Source organism: Halolamina rubra, from assembly GCF_000739555.1.
Classification (GTDB): Archaea; Halobacteriota; Halobacteria; order Halobacteriales; family Haloferacaceae; genus Halolamina; species Halolamina rubra.
This window is the reverse complement of sequence record NZ_BBJN01000002.1, coordinates 62,200-81,051: the sequence shown is the minus strand read 5'-3', so window position 1 is coordinate 81,051 and position 18,852 is coordinate 62,200. Positions and strand designations below refer to the sequence as shown.

The following is an 18,852-nucleotide window of genomic DNA, read 5'->3' as shown; positions in this document are numbered from 1 at the left end:
CCCGTTTTAAGCCCTCCGCGCCCCTCCTCCGTGCATGGACGTAGCCCCGGACCTCGCTTCCCTCGCCGGCCGCGATATCGTCGTCGTCGGCGGCGGCGTCGGCGGCCTCTCGACGGCCTGCTACCTCGCCGACGCCGGCGCCGACGTGACGCTGCTCGAACGCAACGAGCAGTTGGGGGGCCGCGCGAGCGTGATGGAGCGCGACGGGTTCCGGTTCGACATGGGGCCGTCGTGGTACCTGATGCCCGACGTGTTCGAGCGGTTCTTCGCCCACTTCGACCGGGACGTGAGCGACTACTACGAGCTGAACCGGCTCGACCCCCACTACCGGATCCAGTGGAAGGACGGCGACTCGCTGGATCTCGCGCCGGACATCGAGACCAACGTCGAGCGCTTCGAGGCGTACGAGGCGGGTGCCGGCGACGCGCTCCGCTCGTACCTCGACGAGTCGGAGTACACCTACGAGGTCGGGATGGAACACTTCGTCTACGAGGACCGCCCCCGGCTCCGGGACTACCTCGACCCCGAAGTCGGGAAGCGGGCCCAGGGGCTCGCCCTCCTGGGGTCGATGCAGGACCACGTCGAGGGGTACTTCGACCACCCCAAGCTCCAGCAGGTGATGCAGTACACCCTCGTGTTCCTCGGGGGGTCGCCGCACAACACGCCCGCGCTGTACAACCTGATGAGCCACGTCGACTTCGACCTCGGCGTCTACTACCCAGAGGGCGGCCTCGCGGCCGTCATCGACGGGCTCGTCGACCTCGGCGCGGAGCTGGGCGTCGAGTACCGCGCCGGCGCCGACGTGAGCCAGATCCACGGCCGGCGCGGGGGGTTCAAGGTCGACTACGACGCCGCCGACTCCGCCGACTTCGCCCCGAGCGACCGCCACGAGGACTGGCGCGTCGATTCCGGCGGCTACGAGCTCGCTGACCTCGTCGTCAGCGACGCCGACTACGCCCACACCGAGCAGGCGCTGCTGCCCGAGAACAAACGGCAGTACGACGCCGACTACTGGGACTCCCGCACCTACGCCCCCTCGGCGTTCCTGCTGTACATGGGCGTCGAGGGCGACCTGCCCGAACTCGCCCACCACACGCTCGTCCTCCCGACGGAGTGGGACCAGCACTTCGAGACGATCTTCGACGAGCCGGCCTGGCCCGAGAATCCGGCGTACTACCTCTGTGCGCCCTCGAAGACCGACGACTCGGTCGCCCCCGAGGGCCACAGCAACCTGTTCGCGCTCGTCCCGATCGCCCCCGGCCTGGACGACGACGAGGAGACCCGCGAGGCGTACCGCGAGACCGTGCTCGACGACGTCGCCGCGAACACGGGTACCGACCTGCGGGACCGCATCGTCGTCGAGGAGACGTTCTCGGTGTCGGAGTTCGGCGCGCGCTACAACTCGATGCAGGGGTCGGCGCTCGGCCTCGCGCACACGCTCCGACAGACCGCGCTCCTGCGCCCCTCCCACGCCTCCAGCGAGGTCGACGGGCTGTACTTCACCGGCTCCTACACCACCCCCGGGATCGGCGTCCCGATGTGCCTGATCAGCGGCCAACTGACCGCCGAGTCGATCGCCGACCGCGAAGCCTGATGCTGCGCTATCTGCTGACGCTCTCGCGCCCGCGCTTCTGGCTGTACACCGCCGGCCCCGTCGTCGTCGGCGTCGCCTACGCCGCCGACGCGGTGGCCGACCTTTTCACTCCGCTCACGCTCGGGCTGTTCGCGTACTTCCTGCTGCCCGCGAACGTCTACCTCTACGGCGTCAACGACCGGTTCGACCGCGAGATCGACGCCGGGAACCCGAAGAAGGCCGCCGAGGGGAGCCCGGAAGCCCGCTGGCGCGACTCGCCGGCGGTCACGGCCGTCGTCGCCCTCTCCGGACTCGTCGGGCTCGCGCTGTTCCCGTTCACCCCGCGGGTCGCGTGGCCGTACCTGGCCGGCTTCTTCGCGCTCGCGACCGCCTACAGCGCGCCGCCGATGCGGTTCAAAGCCCGCCCGCTGCTGGACTCGCTCTCGAACGGGCTCTACCTCCTCCCGGGCGCGGCCGCCTACGCCGCGGTCACGGGGGGCCACCCGCCCGCGCCGGCGCTCGTCGGCGGCTGGCTCTGGACGATGGGGATGCACACGTACTCCGCGATCCCGGACATCGAGCCCGACCGCGCGGCCGGCGTCGACACCACCGCGACCGTGCTGGGCGAGGCGCGAACGTACCTCTACTGCGGTGGGTGCTGGGCGCTCGCCGCGGTCGCGTTCGGCCTGCTCGACCCGCGGCTGGGCGCGCTGCTCGGCGTCTACCCGCTGTTCCTGCTCGGCACCGTCGGCGCCGGCGTCGACGTGGACCGCGCCTACTGGTGGTTCCCGTTCGTCAACGGCGTCGTGGGGATGACGATGACCCTCGGCGCGCTGTTCGCGCTGCGGGGGTGGATCGCGTGAGCGTCGCCGCGTGGCTCCCCGAAGACCTCTCGGACCGCCGATCGTGGGAGGCGGCGCTGGAGGAACTGATCCACGATAACCGGTTCACGATCGCGGTCGTGTTCCCCGCGATCGGCGCGCTCTCGCTGGTCGCCAGCGCCGAGGGGTGGCTCCCGAAGCCGCTGGCGTTCAACCCGCTGCTCGTGCTGACGGGCGTGCTGGTGATGCGCTCGCCGCTCGTCGTCGGCGTCCTCCCGGTCGTCGACCGCCGGGCCGCGCTGGGCGTCGCCGCCCTCGCGGCGTACAGCTACGCCATCGAGATCGTCGGTGTCACCACCGGCTGGCCGTACGGGTTCTTCGAGTACGGCGTCTCGCTCGGGCCGATGCTGGGCGGCGTCCCGCTGGCGCTCCCGGTGTTCTTCCTCCCCCTCGTCGCGAACGCCTACCTGCTCTGTCTGCTCCTGCTCGGCACGCTCGCGGACCGCGCGCTCCCCAGACTGCTCTCGGTGATCGCGCTGGTGCTGGCGATGGACGTGGTGCTCGACCCCGGCGCCGTCGCGCTGGGGTTCTGGCTGTACGAGGGCGGCGGCGCGTTCTACGGCGTCCCGTGGTCGAACTACGCGGGCTGGATGCTCTCGGCGACGGTCGCGGTGGTCGTCCTCGACGCCACCTTCGACCGGACGGCGCTGGGCGCGCGGCTGGAGAGCTGTGAGTTCGCGCTGGACGACATGGTGAGCTTCGTGCTGCTCTGGGGCGGCGTGAACGCCGTCTACGGCAACTGGCTGCCCGCGGTCGTCGCCGCCGGTATCGGCGCCGGGCTGCTCCGGACCGATCGCTTCGACGCGCCGGTGCTGCCGTGGGTGTCGAAACGTTAGGGCACCGGCAGCCGGCCGGTGACGCGCTGGAGCCGCTGGTCGGTCTCGTCGCTCGGGATCGCGCTGACCGAGCGGAACACGGCGACAGGATCGGGGTTTCGTTGCCACGCCAGCCGCGCCCGGGCGGCGAGCCAGAGCTTCCGCGGCGTCGACAGCGAGGGCGTCGTCGACACCACGTCGTAGTCGAGGTCCCGGATCAGTCGGTGGTGGTCGACGTAGAGGATCGCCGCCAGCAGCACCGGGAACTGGCAGTCAGTCGGCAGCAGCTCGATGCCGGCGACGCCGTCGCGGTACAGCGCCTCCGCCCGGGTGAGCTCGGCCTGCACCGCGTCGGCGACGTTCCCGTCGAACTCCAGGCGGGCGATCTGCTCGTGGCTGGCGCCGTGGGCCTCAAGCGTCGCCGCGGGGAGGTACACCCGGTCGCGCTCGATCACGTCCTCGCGCACGTCGCGGACGAAGTTGGTGAGCTGGAACGCCTCGCCCAGCGCCGTCGCCGCCGGGAGCGCCGCCTCGGCGCGGTCCGGCGCCATCACGGCGGTCATCATCCGCCCGACGGCGGCGGCGGAGCCGTCCATGTACTGGCGGAGCTCGTCGTACGTCCCGTAGCGGGCCTTCGCCACGTCGGTCGCCATCGCGTCGACGAACGTGTTCACGTCCGATTCGGGGATACCGTGTTGCTCGCGGATCTCGGCGAACGCCGCGAGCACGGGGTCGTCGGTCGGCTCCTCGCCGAGCGCCGCGCGGCGGAACTCCTCCAGCCGCTCGGCGCGCTGCTCGGGGTCGAGGTCGTTGTCGCCGTCGACGACCTCGTCGGCGACGCGGAAGAAGGCGTACAGCACGTACGTCGGGTGGCGCACGCGCTCGGGGAGGAAGCGAGTGGCGACGTAGAACGTCTTGCCGGTCTCGCGGTGGATCTGCTTGCTGCGGGCGAGCTGTCGTTGTTCGACCATGGAGAGGCGGGTGACCCTCGCCGGCTACGGCGCGCGCCGTCGACACCGAGCGAAAAGTCAGTACCGTACAGGCAGTTGGACCCGGAGTGGCTTAACTGTGCGGTGCGGTGACATCGATTGAACGCGCCGCGCCGTCAGTAGAACGTGTCCGCGCAGTCGAAGACGACGCCGTGCTGGGGGCAGACGTACTCGCAGTGGCGGTGAACCATCGTCTCGCCGCAGTGGGGGCAGGGCCGCCCCGGCGCCGTGTGGCCGTCGTCGCTCACGCCCGCCAGTCGAACCCCCGGCGAGAAAGCAGTTACGGGCGGCGAGCGTGCCGCTGGGGGAACGCTTTCCCTCGCGGAGGCCTACCACACCGACATGAACCGCCCGAGCAGCGCGGGGTTGGTCGAGGCCGGCGTCGGCGTGCTCGTCGGGGTCGGCGCCGTCGCCGGCTCCCTGCTGGTCGCGGGCGACAGCCCGGCGTTCGTCGGCGCCGCCGCGGCCGCGGTCGTCCGCGACACGGCACCCGGGTTCGTCGCCGACGACGTTCGGTCGCTGGGTGAGCTGGCCCAGCCGCTGCTCGTGGCCACGACCGGCGTCCTGCTGCTGGGCGCCTACGCCGCGATCTCGGTCCTCGCCGGGCGCTACCTCCCCGACACGCGCAAGCGAGCGCTCGCAACGCTCGGCCTCGTCGGCGCCCTCACGCTGGCGCTGTCGGGAGCCCTCCTCGGCGCGCTGGCGGCCGGGATCGGCGCCGCGCTCGTCACCGTCGCCGCCGACGCCACGCTAGATCTGGGTCGGCCGGGCAGTCGCGAGACGCCGCCGGGGCGTCGACGCCTGCTCCAGGCTGGCGCCGCCACCCTCGCGGCGCTCGCGGCGAGTGCGATCCGCCTCCGCGAGCCGGCGTCGACGGCGGGGACGGCCCGCGAGCCGCCGGACCCCGGCGCCGCGGAGCTGCTGTCGGCCGCCGACGAGCGCTCGCTCTCGCTGCCCGACACCGACCCGCTCGTCTCCGACGGGTTCTACACCGTCGACATCGCGTCGGTCGACCCACAGCTCGGGCCGAGCGACTGGGAGCTCACCGTCACCGGAGAGGTGCCCGACGAACGGACGTTCACGCTCTCGGAGCTCCAGGCGTTCGACGCCGAGCGCCGGTTCGTCACGCTGCGCTGCGTGAGCGACCCGCTGAACGGGACGAAGATCGACACCGCGCTCTGGGACGGCGTCCCCGTCTCGACAGTGCTCGACGAGGCGGGCGCGCCCGAGAGCTGCTGTGTCACGCTCCACGGCGCCGACGACTACTTCGTCTCGTTCCCCCGCGAGGCGCTCGACGGCGGGCTGCTCGCCTGGGGGATGAACGGCCGGCCGCTCCCGCGGGGCCACGGCGCGCCGCTGCGCACGCTCGTCCCCGGCCACTGGGGCGAGACCAACGCCAAGTGGCTCACCGAGATCGAGATCCGGACCGAGCCCGAGGACGGCTACTGGGAGCAGCGCGGCTGGGAGGGCACCGGCGAGGTCAACCCCGTCGCCAAGCTCCACAGCACGACCGTCGACGGCGACACGGTCCGGGTCGGCGGCCACGCCTACGCGGGCACCCGCGGCGTCGACGCCGTCGAAGTGTCGACCGACGGCGGCGACAGCTGGACCGAGGCGACGCTGTCGGAGCCGCTGCCGGGCGCGGTGCCGCTCGACGCCGAGGCGCCCGAGCCCGACGGCGAGGCCGCCGACGCCTGGCGCATGTGGGAGCACGAGTACGAGGCCGGCGGCGACCACGAGGTGGTCGTCCGCTGTGTCGACGGCACCGGCGAGACCCAGCCCCGCGGGGAGGCGGAGGTCCGCCCCTCGGGGGCGACGGGGTGGGTCCGGAAGACGATCGAACTGTAACGTCAGGGTATATCGCGGAAGAACGGCAGGTTCGAAAAACCGGCCGTCCCGTGAGAGTTATCCCCATACGGGTTAATTTAGGGACGATGAAACAGTCCGAATCACTCGGACTTCTCCTGGATCACACCCAGGACAAGATCGCCCTCCTCGACGCCGACGGGACGTTCACGTACGCCAACCAGGCCGCGGAGCGGATCCTCGGCTTCGAGCCGAGCGAGCTGATCGGCGAGAACGCCTTCGAGTACATCCACCCCGACGACGTCGACGAGGTCCGGGCGGCGTTCGACCGCGCGATCGAGCGCGACACGCTCGTCGAGGAGACCGTCGAGTACCGCCACCGGACCGGCGACGGCGGCTGGGTCTGGCTGGAGAGCCGGATGTACAACCTCGCCGACGACCGGCTCGACGGCTACGTCATCAGCTCCCGCGACGTGACCGACCGCGTGGCGGCCGAGCGCGAGCGGATGGAGACCGCCACGCGCCTGGAGGAGCTCGCCACGATCTCGCCGGACGTGCTCTGGATGGTCGACGCCGACTGGTCGGAACTGCTGTTCGTCAACGCCGCCTTCGAGGAGGTGTACGGGATCGACGTCGAGACGTACCGGGCCGACCCCAGCACGTTCCTCGAGGCGGTCCACCCCGACGACCGCGACGGGGTTCGGGATGCGATGGCCCGCCTCTCCGCCGGCGAGTCGGTGGAGATGGAGTACCGCGTCAACCCCGAGGAGGCGTACGATCGGTGGGTCTGGGTGCAGGGGGAGCCGATCGTCCGGGACGGCGAGGTCGTCCGGATCACGGGGTTCACGAGGGACGTGACCGAACGGCGCCGCCGCGAGCGCCAGCTGGTCGTGATGGACAACCTGCTCAGACACAACCTCCGGAACGACCTCAACGTCATCCTCGGCCGGGCCGAGCTCATCGACGACGAGCTGTCGGGCGCGACCGAGCACACCGAGGCGATCCGCCGTGTCGGGGAGAAGCTCCTCGAGACCGCCGAGAAGGAGCGGGAGGTGATCGACCTGATCACCGGCCAGCAGGCGAGCGAGGCGATCGAGCTCCACCGCGTCGTCGAGGAGAGCGTCGAGTGCGTCCGCGATCGCCACCCCGAGTGCACCGTCGAGATCGAGTCGGTAGAGCCGACCGTCGTCGACAGCCGCCCCGAGCTGGTGCTGGCGGTGACGGAGCTGCTGGAGAACGCGGTCCAGCACTGCGACGCCGAGCGGCCGCGGGTGACGGTCACGCTGGCCCACGCGGGCGATCGCGCCGAGCTCGTCGTCGAGGACGACCACGAGCCGATCCCGTCGTTCGAGTCCGACGTGCTCACGGGCGACCACGACATGACGAACGTCTACCACAGCAGCGGGCTGGGGTTCTGGCTCGTCTACTGGGCCGTGGAGCTGTCCAACGGCACCGTCGACGTCGAGACCGGCGAGGAGTCCGGGAACCGGATCACGGTCTCGCTACCGCGAGCCGAGTAGCAGCGAGAGGGGAACTGCGCTAGCTCAGCACTCCGACCAGCCGCAGGACTCGCAGGTCTTGCAGCCCTCGGAGTAGTAGAGGCTCATCGAGCCACACTCGGGACACTCCGGGCTCTCGCCGGAGGCGATCAGGTCGCCCGTGGCGTCCTCCTTCGCGGCGTCGTCGGCTCCGGGCTCGGCGTCGACGTCGACGCTCGTCGGCTCGGACGGCGCCTCCGCCGCCGCCGCACCGCCGTCGGTCGACGCGTCGGCCGCCTCGTCGTCGAGCTCGTCGATCGTCTGCTGCTGGGGGATCCCCTTGTCGATCTCGCCGTCGAGGTACCGGCGCATCGCCGTGCCGATGGCGTCCGGGATCGACTGGATCTGCTCACCCTTGTCCCAGGCGACCTTCGGGCTGCGGATGCCCTGGAGCTCGCTGGCGATCTCGTCGGGGTCGACGCCCGAGCGCAGCGAGGTGGAGATCGTCTTCGCCAGCGCCTCGGTGAAGGAGGCGGTGAAGCCGCCGGAGTTGCCGATGTTGGCGAACAGCTCGAACGGCTCGCCGGTGCTCGGGTCCTCGTTGATGTTCACGTACAGCTTCCCGTAGCCCGTGTCGATGCGCTGGGTGACGCCGTGGAGCACGTCCGGGCGCGGGCGCTTGCGGCCGGGCGGCGTCTCGTCGCCGTCGGCGCTCGCGAGCAGGCTCTCGACCTGCGTGTCGAGGGCGGCCTGCACGTCCTCGTTGTCGAGGAACCCCTCGATCCCGCCGAACACCTCGGTGATCTGCTCGACGAGCGCCTCGGCGGCCTCGTCCTCGTCGGCGAACTCGGTGTTCTCCGCGCGGGTGGTGAGCACCTGCTTGCTGCGGGTGCCGTCGCGGTAGTAGGTGACGCCCTTGCCGCCGTTGTCGTACACGTACTCGAAGGCGTCCTTCGCGTCCTCGAGGCTGGCGTCGTTGGGCGCGTTGACCGTCTTCGAGATGGCGGAGTCGACGCCGGCCTGCGCGGCACACTGGATCGAGGCGTGCTGCTTGGCGCTCAGGTCGCCGGTGACGACGAACAGCTCGCCCAGCGCGTCCGGGACCGTCTCCAGCCCCTCGACGCCGTCGAACTCGTTGTTCGCCATCTGCTCCTGGGCCTCCTCCTTGACGGCCTGCACGTCGAGGTCGTTGTCCTCCAGCGCGCGGAGGAAGTAGTCGTCGAACTCGACGAGCATCTCGTCGCCCTGCACGTCGCCGCTGACGTTCTTGTAGTAGGCGACGTTGTAGATCGGCTCACAGCCGCCGGTCGTGTTGCCGATCATCGACGTGGTGCCCGTCGGCGCGATCGTCGTCGTGTTGTGGTTGCGCAGCGGGTAGCCGTCCGCCCAGTCCTGCGGGTCCTCGCCCGTGTGGTGCTCGAACCAGTCGGGGTAGGCCGTCGGGTCGGCGAACTTCGAGTCCTCCCAGTCGGCGAACACGCCGCGCTCCTCGGCGAGCTCGTGGCTGGCGTCCTTCGACCCGTGGTTGATGTGGGTCATCAGCTGCCGGGCGATCTCGTCGGCGTCGTCGGTGCCGTAGCGGACGCCGAGCTGGATGTACAGCTGGGCCAGCCCCATGACGCCGAGGCCGATCTTGCGCATCTGCCGGACCTTCTGCTCGATCTCGTCGACCGGGAAGTCCGACATCGTGACGACGTTCTCGAGGAAGCGCGTGCCGTAGGCGATGCGGTGGTCGAAGTCCTCCCAGTTCATCGCCTCGTCGAGGAACGCCGAGACAGCGTCCTCGTGGGAGTCGTACTCGTCGGCGTGCTCGTCGGCCCAGACGCGCCAGTCCGGCGCGTCCTGCGCCGCGAGCGTCGAGAGGTTGATGTGGCCGAGGTTACAGGCCTCGTACTCCTCGAGGGGCTGCTCGCCGCAGGGGTTCGTCGCGAGGATGCGGTGGTCGGGGTGCTCCTCCACGTCGAAGGAGTGGCGCTTGTTCACGCGCTCGAGGTAGATGACGCCCGGTTCGCCGTTCTCGTGGGCGCCCTCGATGAGCTGGTCCCAGAGCGCCTCGGCGGGCACCGAGAGCTCCTCGCCGACCTCGACGTACTCGCCGAGCCCGAACATGTCGTACAGCTCCTTCGTCTCCGGCGTCGCGATGTGGGGCTCCTCCGTCCGAGGGTTGGTGAAGGTGAACTCCTCGTCGTTCTTCAGCGCCTCCATGAAGTCGTCGGTGATGCCGACGGAGATGTTGAAGTTCGAGAGGTGGCCCTCGACGGCGTTGCGCAGGTGCTCGGGGACGCGACCCTCGTCGTCGATGAGCTCGCGGGCCTCCTCCAGCGCGTCCGCGAAGGAGTTGTGCGTGAAGTCGTCGGGGTCGTTGAGCCGCAGCGTGTTCGCGAGGCTCACGTCCTTGTTCTTCGCGTGGATGAACTGGATCACGTCCGGGTGCGAGACGCGCATCACGCCCATCTGGGCGCCCCGCCGGGCGCCGCCCTGCGCGATCGTCTCACACATCTGGTCGAACGTCCGCATGAACGTGATGGGCCCGGAGGCGATGCCGCCGGTCGAGCCCACGGAGTCGCCGTAGGGGCGGAGCTTCCAGAACGCGTAGCCCATGCCGCCGCCGGACTGGAACACCTCGGCGGCCTCCTTCGCCGTCTGGTGGATGTCCGTGATGTCGTCGGCGGGGGAGTCGACGAAACAGGCAGAGAGCTGCTGGAGCTCGTCGCCGGCGTTCATCAGCGTCGGCGAGTTCGGCATGAAGGAGAGATCCGTCATCAGCGTCTCGAACTCCTCGCGGGTCTCGCGGACCGACGAGGCGATCTCCTCGTCGAGTTCGGGAACGACGGTGTCGTAGGCGAACTTGTTGACGTTGTGCTCGGTCAGCACCGTCTCGGTGTCGGCGTCGGCGTCGAACCCTTTGCCGAACACCTCCTCGGCGAGCTCGTCGCGGCGCGGGTGGTCGGGCTTGAGCTGGTCGGGCGTGACGGTCACGTCGACGCCCTGCCGCTCGGCCTCGTAGACGGCCTCGGCGAGCGCGATGTTCTTGGCGACGCGGGCGAACAGCTCCTCCTGATCCTCGGTGACCTCGCCGTCGGCGTTCTTCCGGAGGTAGCGAGCCGGCAGGATGTTCTCGTAGGCGTTGTCGGTCAGGCGGTCCTCGAGCGTCTCCCCGTCGGTGCGCTTGATCGGCAGGGTCAGCTCGTCGGCGCTCAGGTCGGGCGTGCTCACTGCGCGCTCACCCCGAACGCGGCGCTGTCTGGCCGAACGCGGGTCTCGATGGTGGTGGGTAGATCGGACATCTGTGACGGAGAAGTCCTATCTCGTGGACCCCCATTAACCGTTTGGTTCCCGGTGCGGTTGTAGTAGTACAAACTCGGTTGTTTACTCTGGGTGCTGTTGCTGGTCATCGTGTGAGGCGTGTGGCCGCCGTCGCGGCACTCGTGTGGGGCTACGTGCGGGACGAACATAACGCTGACCGAACCGCGGTGAAAGTGAATCGACGCCGGCGACGCCGCCGCGACTTCGGCGAGTTTTCGACCCGAACGGAAGGGGTGTCGGCGGGGGCGAGAGGGGCTGCTCGGCGCCGCGGGTCGGCACCGTTTTTGCCCCGCCGGCCGGACTCGACCGATAGATGCGCGCGTTCAGGCTGGCCTACGACGGCCGGGAGTTCTACGGGTTCCAGCGCCAGCCCGACGTGCCCACCGTCGAGGGGACGCTGCTCGAAACGCTCGCGGCGGCGGGCGTCGTCGACGACGGCGAGACGCCGCCGGGGTACGCCGCCGCGGGCCGCACCGACGCCGGCGTCTCCGCGGTCGCCCAGACGGTCGCGTTCGACGCGCCGGACTGGTGCACCCCCGCCGCGCTCAACGGCCGGCTCCCGGGGTCGATCCGCGCGTGGGCGGCCGCCGACGTGGACGACGAGTTCCACGCGACGCACTCGGCCACGGAGCGCAGCTACACCTACCACCTCCACGCGCCGGACGCCGACGACGACGCCGCCGAGGCGGCCGCGAGCCGACTCGCCGGCGAGCACGACTTCCACAACCTCACCAGCGACGAGACGGGCACCGTCCGCGACGTGACGATCGGGGTCGACCGCGACGGCGAGTTCCTCGTGATCACGGTCTCGGCGGGCGGGTTCCCCCGTGAGTTCGTCCGCCGACTCGTCGGCGTCATAGACGAGGTCGCCGTCGACGGCCAGCCGCGCTCCCGGGTCGACGAGGTGCTGGGCGAGAGGTCGCTGCAGGGCGGCAAGGGCGTGCCGCGGATGCCGCCCGAGCCGCTGGTGCTGACCGGCGTCGCCTACCCCGGCGTCGAGTTCGCGGTCGACGGGGAGGCTCTCGAGAGCGCCCGGGGCGTGTTCGACCAGCGGCGCGTCGACGCGCTGGAGCGGGTTCGCGTGGCGGAGACGGTGCTCTCTGGGTTGGGCGAGTGAGCCGGGGTCTGGGGGAGTCACGCGCCAAGGTCGGTTACACAACCACGGCATCGGCTCCGCAGCCGCGCGACGGAGCGCGCGGGAGGTCGCACAGTCACGGGATCCGCTCCGTGGCGACGGCACAGAGGCCGTCGCCGGTCGCTCCCCGTGACTGGCTTCGCTCGCCGTGATCGGTTACACAACCACGGCATCGGCTCCGCAGCCGCGCGACGGAGCGTGCGGCTGGTCGCGCGCCGTGGTTGGTGTTACTACACGATCACGGCATCACGCTCCGTCGCCGAGACCTTCGGGTCTCGGCGGGTCGCTAGCCGTGATCGGTTCTACTCCCACCCTTCGGGCCACAACGACGCCGCCTTCATCCCGGTCTCGAACTCCAGCTCCCGGAACGCCTCGGCCAGCTCCTCCTCGTCCAGCCGGTCCGCCCGCGTCGACGCCAGCTCGTCGACCAGCAGCGCGGTCAGCACGCCGTGCTCCCGGAGGTTCCGCTCGTCGACCTTGTCCCGGGTGTCGGCGTGGGTGTGCCCCCAGCCGCGCCCGCGCTCGCCGCTGTCGCTGTGGAGCTGCACCGACGGCACGCCGCCGCGGACGAACGGCCACTGGTCGCTGAAGGGATGCGGGTCCGACTCCACCTCGACGGGGTGGTTCGCGCGCTCGCTCACGCGCTCGGCGGCCTCGGCCGTCGACTCGGAGGTGTGCGTCAGCGCGACCAGATCCCGGTAGCGCCCGCCGCCGTCGACGTTCACCACCGCCGCCACGTCGTCGAAGTCGACCGACTCGGCGAGGTGTTCGGCGCCGAGCAGCCCCACCTCCTCGCAGCCGACGGCGACGACGCGCACGCCGCGGGCGAGGTCCGCCTCGGCGTCGCTCAGCACGCGGGCGGCGGTCAGCACCGTCGCGACCCCGCAGCCGTTGTCCAGCGCTCCCTCCGCGATGTCGTGGCCGTCGTAGTGCGCGAGCAGGAGCAGTTCCTCCTCCGTGTCGGGGCCGAGCCGCCCCTGGACGTTCTGGCTCCGGCCCGCAGTGGTCTCGGCCTCGACGGTCAGCCGGACCCGGGTGTCCTCCGCCGCGAACTCGGTGAGCCACGCGCCGGTCTCCTTGCTCACGCCGACCGCGGGCGCCTCGGCCTCGCGACCGAACGTGAGCGACCCCGTCGGCGGCAGCTGCCCGGGGACGTGGTTGACGAACACGAACGCCGCGGCGCCCTGGCCGACCGCGTAGCCGAACTTCTCCATGCGGTGGATGAACCGGCCGCCCTCCGGCGTCGTCGTCGAAGCGACGACGATCTTCCCCTCGACGTCGAGCTCGTCGATTTCCTCGGGCGTCCCGTAGCCCGCGTCGACCAGTTCGCCCTCGACCTCGCCCGCGGGGGAGTACGGCAGCGCGACGGTCTCGAACTCCCGCTCGACGGGGCTGTGGACCCGCAGCGAGGAGTCCCCGCGGTGCCAGGCCTGCATCTCGAAGGGGTCCTGTTCCACCTCGCGCACGCCGGCGTCCCGGAACGCGTCGGCGACGATCTCGGCGGCCCGCGCCTCGCCCTCGCTGCCGCCCATCCGGCTCCCGATCGCTGTCAGGTCGGTGAGGAACTCGCCCGGCTCGTCGTCGGTCCACGTGCGCCCGATCGCGGCGTCGAACCCGTCCATGTCCCGGCGTGTGGGAGGGCGACGCAAAGGCGTTCCGGCAGAGGGGCCGGGCGGTTTCACGCGGTCACGGCATCGCGCGCCGATGGTGGGTCCACGCAGGCCGCGAGCCGTGACCGGCAACCCGGCAAATACGGCCGTCTCCTGCGGTCTCGCCGCGTGAAGTGGGAAGACTTACCACCGGATCCGACACTACGCTATCACGATGAGCACTGTCCCCGAGCGTGAGGACATCGACGAGGAGTACAAGTGGGATCTGGCGTCCATCTTCCCCGACGAGGAGACGTGGCAGGAAGCGTACGACGACGTGGAGGCGCGCGTCGACGACCTGCGGGAGTACGAGGGGCGCGCGACCGAGAGCGCCGAGACGCTCGCCGAACTGCTCGAAGCGTACGAGGACGTGATGCGCGACGTGGCGAAAGTCGCCGCCTACGCCCGCCTGCGGTCCTCTGAGGACACGCGGAACCAGGAGTACCAGGCCATCGCCGCCAAGGCCGAGTCGCTGCAGTCGGAGGCGTCCAGCGCCACCAGCTACCTCGAGCCCGAACTCCAGGAGCTCGACTGGGAGGAGGTCGAGGCGCTGATGGCCGAGGAGCCCGCCCTCGAGGAGTACGAGCACTTCTTCGACGACGCGCTGCGGATGAAGCCCCACACGCGCTCGGCGGAGGTCGAGGAGCTGCTGGCCGAGCTCTCGGAGATCACCGGCGCGCCCTCGGACATCTACGGGATGCTCTCGAACGCCGACCTCACGTTCCCCACCGTCGAGAAGCCCGACGGCGAGGAGGTCGAGATCACCCAGAGCAACTTCACGAAGCTCCAGAAACACGAGGACCGCGAGTTCCGCCGCGAGGTGTACGAGCAGTACTACGAGACCTGGGACGACTACCGCAACACCGTCGGCACGTCGCTGCAGAACTCCGTGAAGAAGGACGTGAAGCTCGCCGAGGCGCGGAACTACGACACCGCCCGCGAGGCCGCCCTCGACGACACCAACGTCCCGACCGCGGTGTACGACAACCTGGTCGACACCGTTCACGACAACCTCGACTACCTCCAGCGCCACGCCGACCTGAAGCGGCAGGCGCTGGGCGTCGACGAACTGGGGATGCACGACGTGTACATGTCCCTGACGGGCGAGGAGGGGCCGGACGTGACCTACGAGCAGGCGAAGGAGTGGGTCGTCGAGGCCGTCGCGCCGCTGGGCGAGGAGTACCAGGCCCGCATGGAGCAGGGCCTCGAGAGCCGCTGGGTCGACGTGTACGAGAACCGCGGGAAGCGCTCGGGCGCGTTCTCCTCGGGGACGTACGACACCCAGCCGTTCATCCTGATGAACTACCAGGACGACGTGAGCTCGATGTACACGCTGGCCCACGAGCTCGGCCACTCGATGCACTCCGAACTCGCCGCCGAGGAACAGCCCTGGCAGTACTCCAGCTACGAAATCTTCGTGGCCGAGGTCGCGAGCACCGTCAACGAGACGCTGCTCACCCACTACCTGCTGGAGAACGTCGACGACGACGAGATCCGCGCCCACGCGCTGGACCAGTACCTCGAGCGGTTCCGCTCGACGCTGTACCGCCAGACGATGTTCGCGGACTTCGAGCAGCGCGTCCACGAGCGCGCCGAGGACGGCCAGCCGCTCACCCCCGACGCGTTCGACGAGGTGTACGGCGGGCTGAAGGCGGAGTTCTACGCGAACGCCGACGTGGACGACCTGATCGCCAAGGAGTGGATGCGCATCCCCCACTTCTACTACAACTTCTACGTCTACCAGTACTCCACGGGCATCTCGGCGGCGGTCGCGATCGTCGAGAAGATCCGCGAGGAGGGCGAGTCCGCGGCCGCGGACTACCGCGCGGCGCTCGAGGCCGGCGGGAGCGAGTACCCCATCGACGTGCTCGACGTCGCCGGCATCGACATGACCAGCCCCGACCGATCGAGTCCGCGCTCTCGGTGTACGGCGACCGACTCGACGACGCCGCCGAGCTGATGGACCTGGAGTAACGCCCGTTCGGGCGCCTCCTCGCTCCGCCGTCCGGGCGTGTCGGCGCCGATTCCCCGACCCAAAGGCACATTTACGCCTACCCCTAAACCCGTACAGAGAGATGTCACGCAGTCCTTCCCTTCCCGACCGTCCCCGGCTCGACCTGGACCCCGAGATGTCCCAGGCCGAGCGGCTGGAGGCGATCCGGGAACACTTCGAGCGGCTCGTTCAGGTCAACGAGGAGCTGGACGAGCGCCTCCACGACGCCGAGGGGCGCAAGGAGGAGCTCCGCGAGGAGGTCGACCAGCTCAAACGACGCAACGAGACGCTCAAGACGTCCTCGCTCTACCTCGCGACGGTCGAGGAGCTCACCGAGGACGGCGTCGTGATCAAGCAGCACGGCAACAACCAGGAGGTGCTCACCGAACTGTCCCCCGCCCTCGAAGGGGAGGTCGAGGCGGGCGACCGCGTCGCGATCAACGACTCCTTCTCGGTCCAGCAGCTGCTCGACGACGAGACCGACGCCCGGGCGCAGGCGATGGAGGTCGAGGCGTCGCCGGACGTGACGTACGACGACATCGGCGGCATCGACGACCAGATCCGCGAGGTGCGCGAGGCCGTCGAGGACCCGCTGATCAACGCCGAGACGTTCCGCGAGGTCGGCGTCGAGCCGCCGAGCGGCGTGCTGCTCCACGGCCCGCCCGGCACGGGGAAGACGATGCTCGCGAAAGCCGTCGCCAACGAGACCGACGCGACGTTCATCAAGATGGCCGGCTCCGAGCTCGTCCGGAAGTTCATCGGCGAGGGCGCCCGGCTCGTGCGGGACCTGTTCGAACTCGCGAACGAGCGCGAGCCCGCCGTCATCTTCATCGACGAGATTGACGCCGTCGCGACCACGCGGACGGACTCGAAGACCTCCGGCGACGCCGAGGTCCAGCGCACGATGATGCAGCTGCTCTCGGAGATGGACGGGTTCGACGACCGCGGCGAGGTGCGCATCATGGCCGCCACCAACCGCTTCGACATGCTCGACGAGGCGATCCTGCGGCCCGGCCGCTTCGACCGCCTCATCGAGGTGCCCAAGCCCGGCGTCGAGGGGCGCAAGCGCATCCTCGAGATCCACGCGAGCGAGCTCAACCTCGGCGACGACGTGGACTTCGACGAGCTCGCCGAGGAGCTGGAGGAGTACTCGGGCGCCGACATCGCCGCGCTCACGACCGAGGCCGGCATGTTCGCGATCCGCGACGAGCGCGAGGAGGTCCGGATGGCGGACTTCCGGGACGCCCACGAGAAGATCGAACAGGCCTCCGGCGAGGGGCCGACGACCGGTCCCGTGGCGTTCCAGTAACGGGCGGATGAGCCGGCCGGGCCCGGACGACGGCGGGATGCCGATCACGGGCAGTCGGCCGGCACGCGGGCTCGCCGCCGCGGCGCTTCTGGCGTTTCTCGGCGTCCTCGTCGTGTACCTGGACCGGCCGGGCTACACCCCCGCGCGGCTGGCGCTGTTTCTCGCACTCGGCGGCGCCGCCACGCTGGGCACCACCGGCGCCGTGCTCGGGCGGGCGTCGATCGCGGCCGTCGGCGCGCTGCTGCTCGCACTGCTCGGGTTCTGGCAGGCGACGCTGTGGATCTTCGTGCTCCCGATGGCCGGCGTGCTTGCGGCCGCGAGCCTGCTGATCGCGCTGGACGAGCGCACGGTCGAGGACCGCTAACCGCCCCGTCCACACCACAAAACGTTTCTCGGCACCGACACCATCGCCGGACATGCTCCCCGGTATCGTCCCCGACCTCCTGCTGGGGCTGCTGGCGCTGACCGCGTTCGACGCCGTCGCCCTCCTCCCCGTACTGCTCTCCGGGGCGGTCCGCCGACTGGGCCGTCGCTGGCCGACCGACTGGCTGCCCGCGAACTACCTCGTCGCCGTGACGGGGTTCGCCGCTACCCACTTGGCGGCGATTATGGCCGCCGTCGCGCTCCACGGCGGCCGGCTCCAGCAGGACGTGCTCCAGTGGGTCGCCGGCATCACGCTCGGGAACGCGCTGCTGTGGTGGGTCGCCGTCGCGGTCGTGCTCCCGATGCGCGGCGTCTGGGCGCCGAAAACCGACGGCGAGTACGACGGCCGGATCGCGCTGACGGTCGGGCTGCTGGGCTACGTCGTCGCGACCGGCGCGGCGCTGCTGGTGATCGTCGTCGTCGCCATCGCGTTCTACGCGCCCTGGTAGCCCGCGTCGCCGGAAAGCACTTACTGGCGCCGGCACCGCCCTCACCATGGACCCCATCGCTCCCCTGCTCCTCCTCGGCGTCTGGCTGTTCGACGTGGCCGCGCTGTCGCCGCTGCTGCTGTTCGACGCGACGAGACGGCTGCTCGCCGGGCGACCCACGGACAGCCTCGTCGCGAACCACGTCCTCGCGGCGACGGGCTACGCCGTCGTCCACGTGCTCGTCGCGTTCGCGCCCGGTATCGCGACCGGCAACGTCGGCTTCGGGTGGCTGGCGGCGTCGACGCTCGGGCTGCTCGGCGGGGCCTGGGTCGCGCTCGCCGTCGTCGTGCCGCAGGTCGGCTGGTGGGACCCCGCGGAACGGGACGGCCGGGACGGGCGGCTCGCGCTCGGGACGGTCGCCGGTGGCTACGTCGGCTTCGTCGCAGCGTTCGCGGTGGTCGCGGCGCTCGGGCTGCTGGCGGTGTTCGCTGCCTACCCCGGCTGACTCCGTAGCCCCTTTCTCCACCGGGCGCCGCGTTCGACCGTGAGCAGCACCATCCACGTCGTCGGCGGCGCCGGCACCGCGCCCACCGAGAAGGCCGCCTACGACGCCGCCCTCGCCGACGCGAACCTCCACAACTACAACCTCGTCCCCGTCTCCTCGGTCGTCCCCGCCGACGCCGAGGTGGTCCGGGTCGAGGAGGCGCCCGACCTCGGCCCCGCGGGCAACCGCCTCAACGTCGTGCAGGCCGAGGCCAGCGCGGTCGGCCCCAAGACCGTCGCCGCCGGGATCGGCTGGGCGACCGGCCCCGGCCCGGGGCTGTTCTACGAGGCCGACGCCGAAGCCGAGGCCGACGTTCGGGACCGCCTCGAAGCCGGACTCGACACGGGCCGCGAACTGCGGGACTGGTCGTTCGACCACGAGGAGACGCTGATCGAGAGCGCCGAGGCCGCGCCCGGCGAGCACACCTGCGTGGTCGTGTTGGCGGCCTACGGCGAGAGCGAGCCGATCTGCTGAGCCAAGTCGACCCTCCGCGTCCCAGAAAGGTGAAAACGGTTGGGCCGTA

15 protein-coding genes and 2 pseudogenes are annotated in these 18,852 nt (G+C 70.6%); 12 read left to right on the top strand and 5 right to left on the bottom strand.

The features are described 5' to 3' along the window. Positions 1-34 precede the first annotated feature (34 nt). Genes ACP95_RS00420 through cruF form a run of 3 tightly spaced genes read left to right on the top strand, consistent with a single transcriptional unit; the run spans position 35 to position 3,290 of the window. A complete protein-coding gene (locus tag ACP95_RS00420; protein ID WP_049979314.1) occupies positions 35-1,594 on the top strand; it encodes a phytoene desaturase family protein in 1,560 nt (519 codons plus the stop codon). After that, positions 1,594-2,436, top strand: coding sequence for a prenyltransferase (locus tag ACP95_RS00415; RefSeq protein ID WP_049979313.1), 843 nt, complete (start codon positions 1,594-1,596; stop codon positions 2,434-2,436). Before ACP95_RS00420 ends, ACP95_RS00415 begins: the two co-directional genes overlap by 1 nt. Beyond that, positions 2,433-3,290 (top strand): bisanhydrobacterioruberin hydratase, encoded by an 858-nt coding sequence (gene cruF, locus ACP95_RS00410; RefSeq protein ID WP_049979334.1) that lies wholly within the window; start codon positions 2,433-2,435, stop codon positions 3,288-3,290. Before ACP95_RS00415 ends, cruF begins: the two co-directional genes overlap by 4 nt. On the opposite strand, the gene ACP95_RS00405 is transcribed toward cruF, so the two are convergent. Beyond that, on the bottom strand, positions 3,287-4,240 hold the full coding sequence (locus ACP95_RS00405) for a phytoene/squalene synthase family protein (RefSeq protein WP_049979312.1): 954 nt from the start codon (positions 4,238-4,240) through the stop codon (positions 3,287-3,289). The two genes, cruF and ACP95_RS00405, sit on opposite strands and share 4 nt — an antisense overlap. Positions 4,241-4,374: 134 nt before the next feature. Beyond that, a complete protein-coding gene (locus ACP95_RS16410; protein WP_272913157.1) occupies positions 4,375-4,506 on the bottom strand; it encodes an HVO_2523 family zinc finger protein in 132 nt (43 codons plus the stop codon). Between the two features lie 94 nt (positions 4,507-4,600). On the opposite strand from ACP95_RS16410, the gene ACP95_RS00400 reads away from it, so the two are divergent. Both ACP95_RS00400 and ACP95_RS00395 read left to right on the top strand, forming a co-directional pair. Next, positions 4,601-6,106, top strand: a complete 1,506-nt coding sequence (locus ACP95_RS00400) for a molybdopterin-dependent oxidoreductase (protein WP_049979311.1) — start codon at positions 4,601-4,603, stop codon at positions 6,104-6,106. An 86-nt stretch (positions 6,107-6,192) separates the two neighbouring features. Then, positions 6,193-7,584 carry a sensor histidine kinase gene (locus ACP95_RS00395; RefSeq protein ID WP_049979310.1) on the top strand — a complete coding sequence of 464 codons (1,392 nt, stop codon included), beginning with the start codon at positions 6,193-6,195 and terminating at the stop codon, positions 7,582-7,584. A gap of 24 nt (positions 7,585-7,608) precedes the next feature. Here ACP95_RS00395 and ACP95_RS16670 read toward each other — a convergent pair whose 3' ends face one another. Next, positions 7,609-8,205 (bottom strand): TSCPD domain-containing protein, encoded by a 597-nt coding sequence (locus tag ACP95_RS16670; protein ID WP_449271568.1) that lies wholly within the window; start codon positions 8,203-8,205, stop codon positions 7,609-7,611. Positions 8,206-8,454: 249 nt separating this feature from the next. Further along, positions 8,455-10,620: pseudogene (locus tag ACP95_RS00390) on the bottom strand (adenosylcobalamin-dependent ribonucleoside-diphosphate reductase); the annotation flags it as partial. A 541-nt stretch (positions 10,621-11,161) separates the two neighbouring features. Between ACP95_RS00390 and truA the strand changes: the two are divergent. After that, a complete protein-coding gene (gene truA, locus ACP95_RS00385) occupies positions 11,162-11,965 on the top strand; it encodes a tRNA pseudouridine(38-40) synthase TruA (RefSeq protein WP_049979308.1) in 804 nt (267 codons plus the stop codon). Between the two features lie 320 nt (positions 11,966-12,285). On the opposite strand, the gene ACP95_RS00380 is transcribed toward truA, so the two are convergent. After that, positions 12,286-13,605 carry a M20/M25/M40 family metallo-hydrolase gene (locus ACP95_RS00380; RefSeq protein ID WP_049979307.1) on the bottom strand — a complete coding sequence of 440 codons (1,320 nt, stop codon included), beginning with the start codon at positions 13,603-13,605 and terminating at the stop codon, positions 12,286-12,288. A 202-nt stretch (positions 13,606-13,807) separates the two neighbouring features. Between ACP95_RS00380 and pepF the strand changes: the two are divergent. The 6 genes and pseudogenes from pepF (at position 13,808) to ACP95_RS00350 (ending at position 18,803) form a co-directional block, all read left to right on the top strand. Next, a pseudogene (gene pepF, locus ACP95_RS00375) lies at positions 13,808-15,606 on the top strand (oligoendopeptidase F). Positions 15,607-15,707: 101 nt separating this feature from the next. Beyond that, a complete protein-coding gene (gene pan2, locus ACP95_RS00370) occupies positions 15,708-16,934 on the top strand; it encodes a proteasome-activating nucleotidase Pan2 (protein ID WP_049979306.1) in 1,227 nt (408 codons plus the stop codon). Between the two features lie 7 nt (positions 16,935-16,941). Beyond that, positions 16,942-17,298, top strand: a complete 357-nt coding sequence (locus ACP95_RS00365; RefSeq protein WP_049979305.1) for a hypothetical protein — start codon at positions 16,942-16,944, stop codon at positions 17,296-17,298. A gap of 52 nt (positions 17,299-17,350) precedes the next feature. Further along, a complete protein-coding gene (locus tag ACP95_RS00360) occupies positions 17,351-17,806 on the top strand; it encodes a hypothetical protein (RefSeq protein WP_049979304.1) in 456 nt (151 codons plus the stop codon). A gap of 46 nt (positions 17,807-17,852) precedes the next feature. Beyond that, positions 17,853-18,290 (top strand): hypothetical protein, encoded by a 438-nt coding sequence (locus ACP95_RS00355; RefSeq protein ID WP_049979303.1) that lies wholly within the window; start codon positions 17,853-17,855, stop codon positions 18,288-18,290. Between the two features lie 39 nt (positions 18,291-18,329). Continuing rightward, a complete protein-coding gene (locus ACP95_RS00350) occupies positions 18,330-18,803 on the top strand; it encodes a pyruvoyl-dependent arginine decarboxylase (protein ID WP_049979302.1) in 474 nt (157 codons plus the stop codon). The last annotated feature ends 49 nt before the right edge of the window (positions 18,804-18,852 follow it).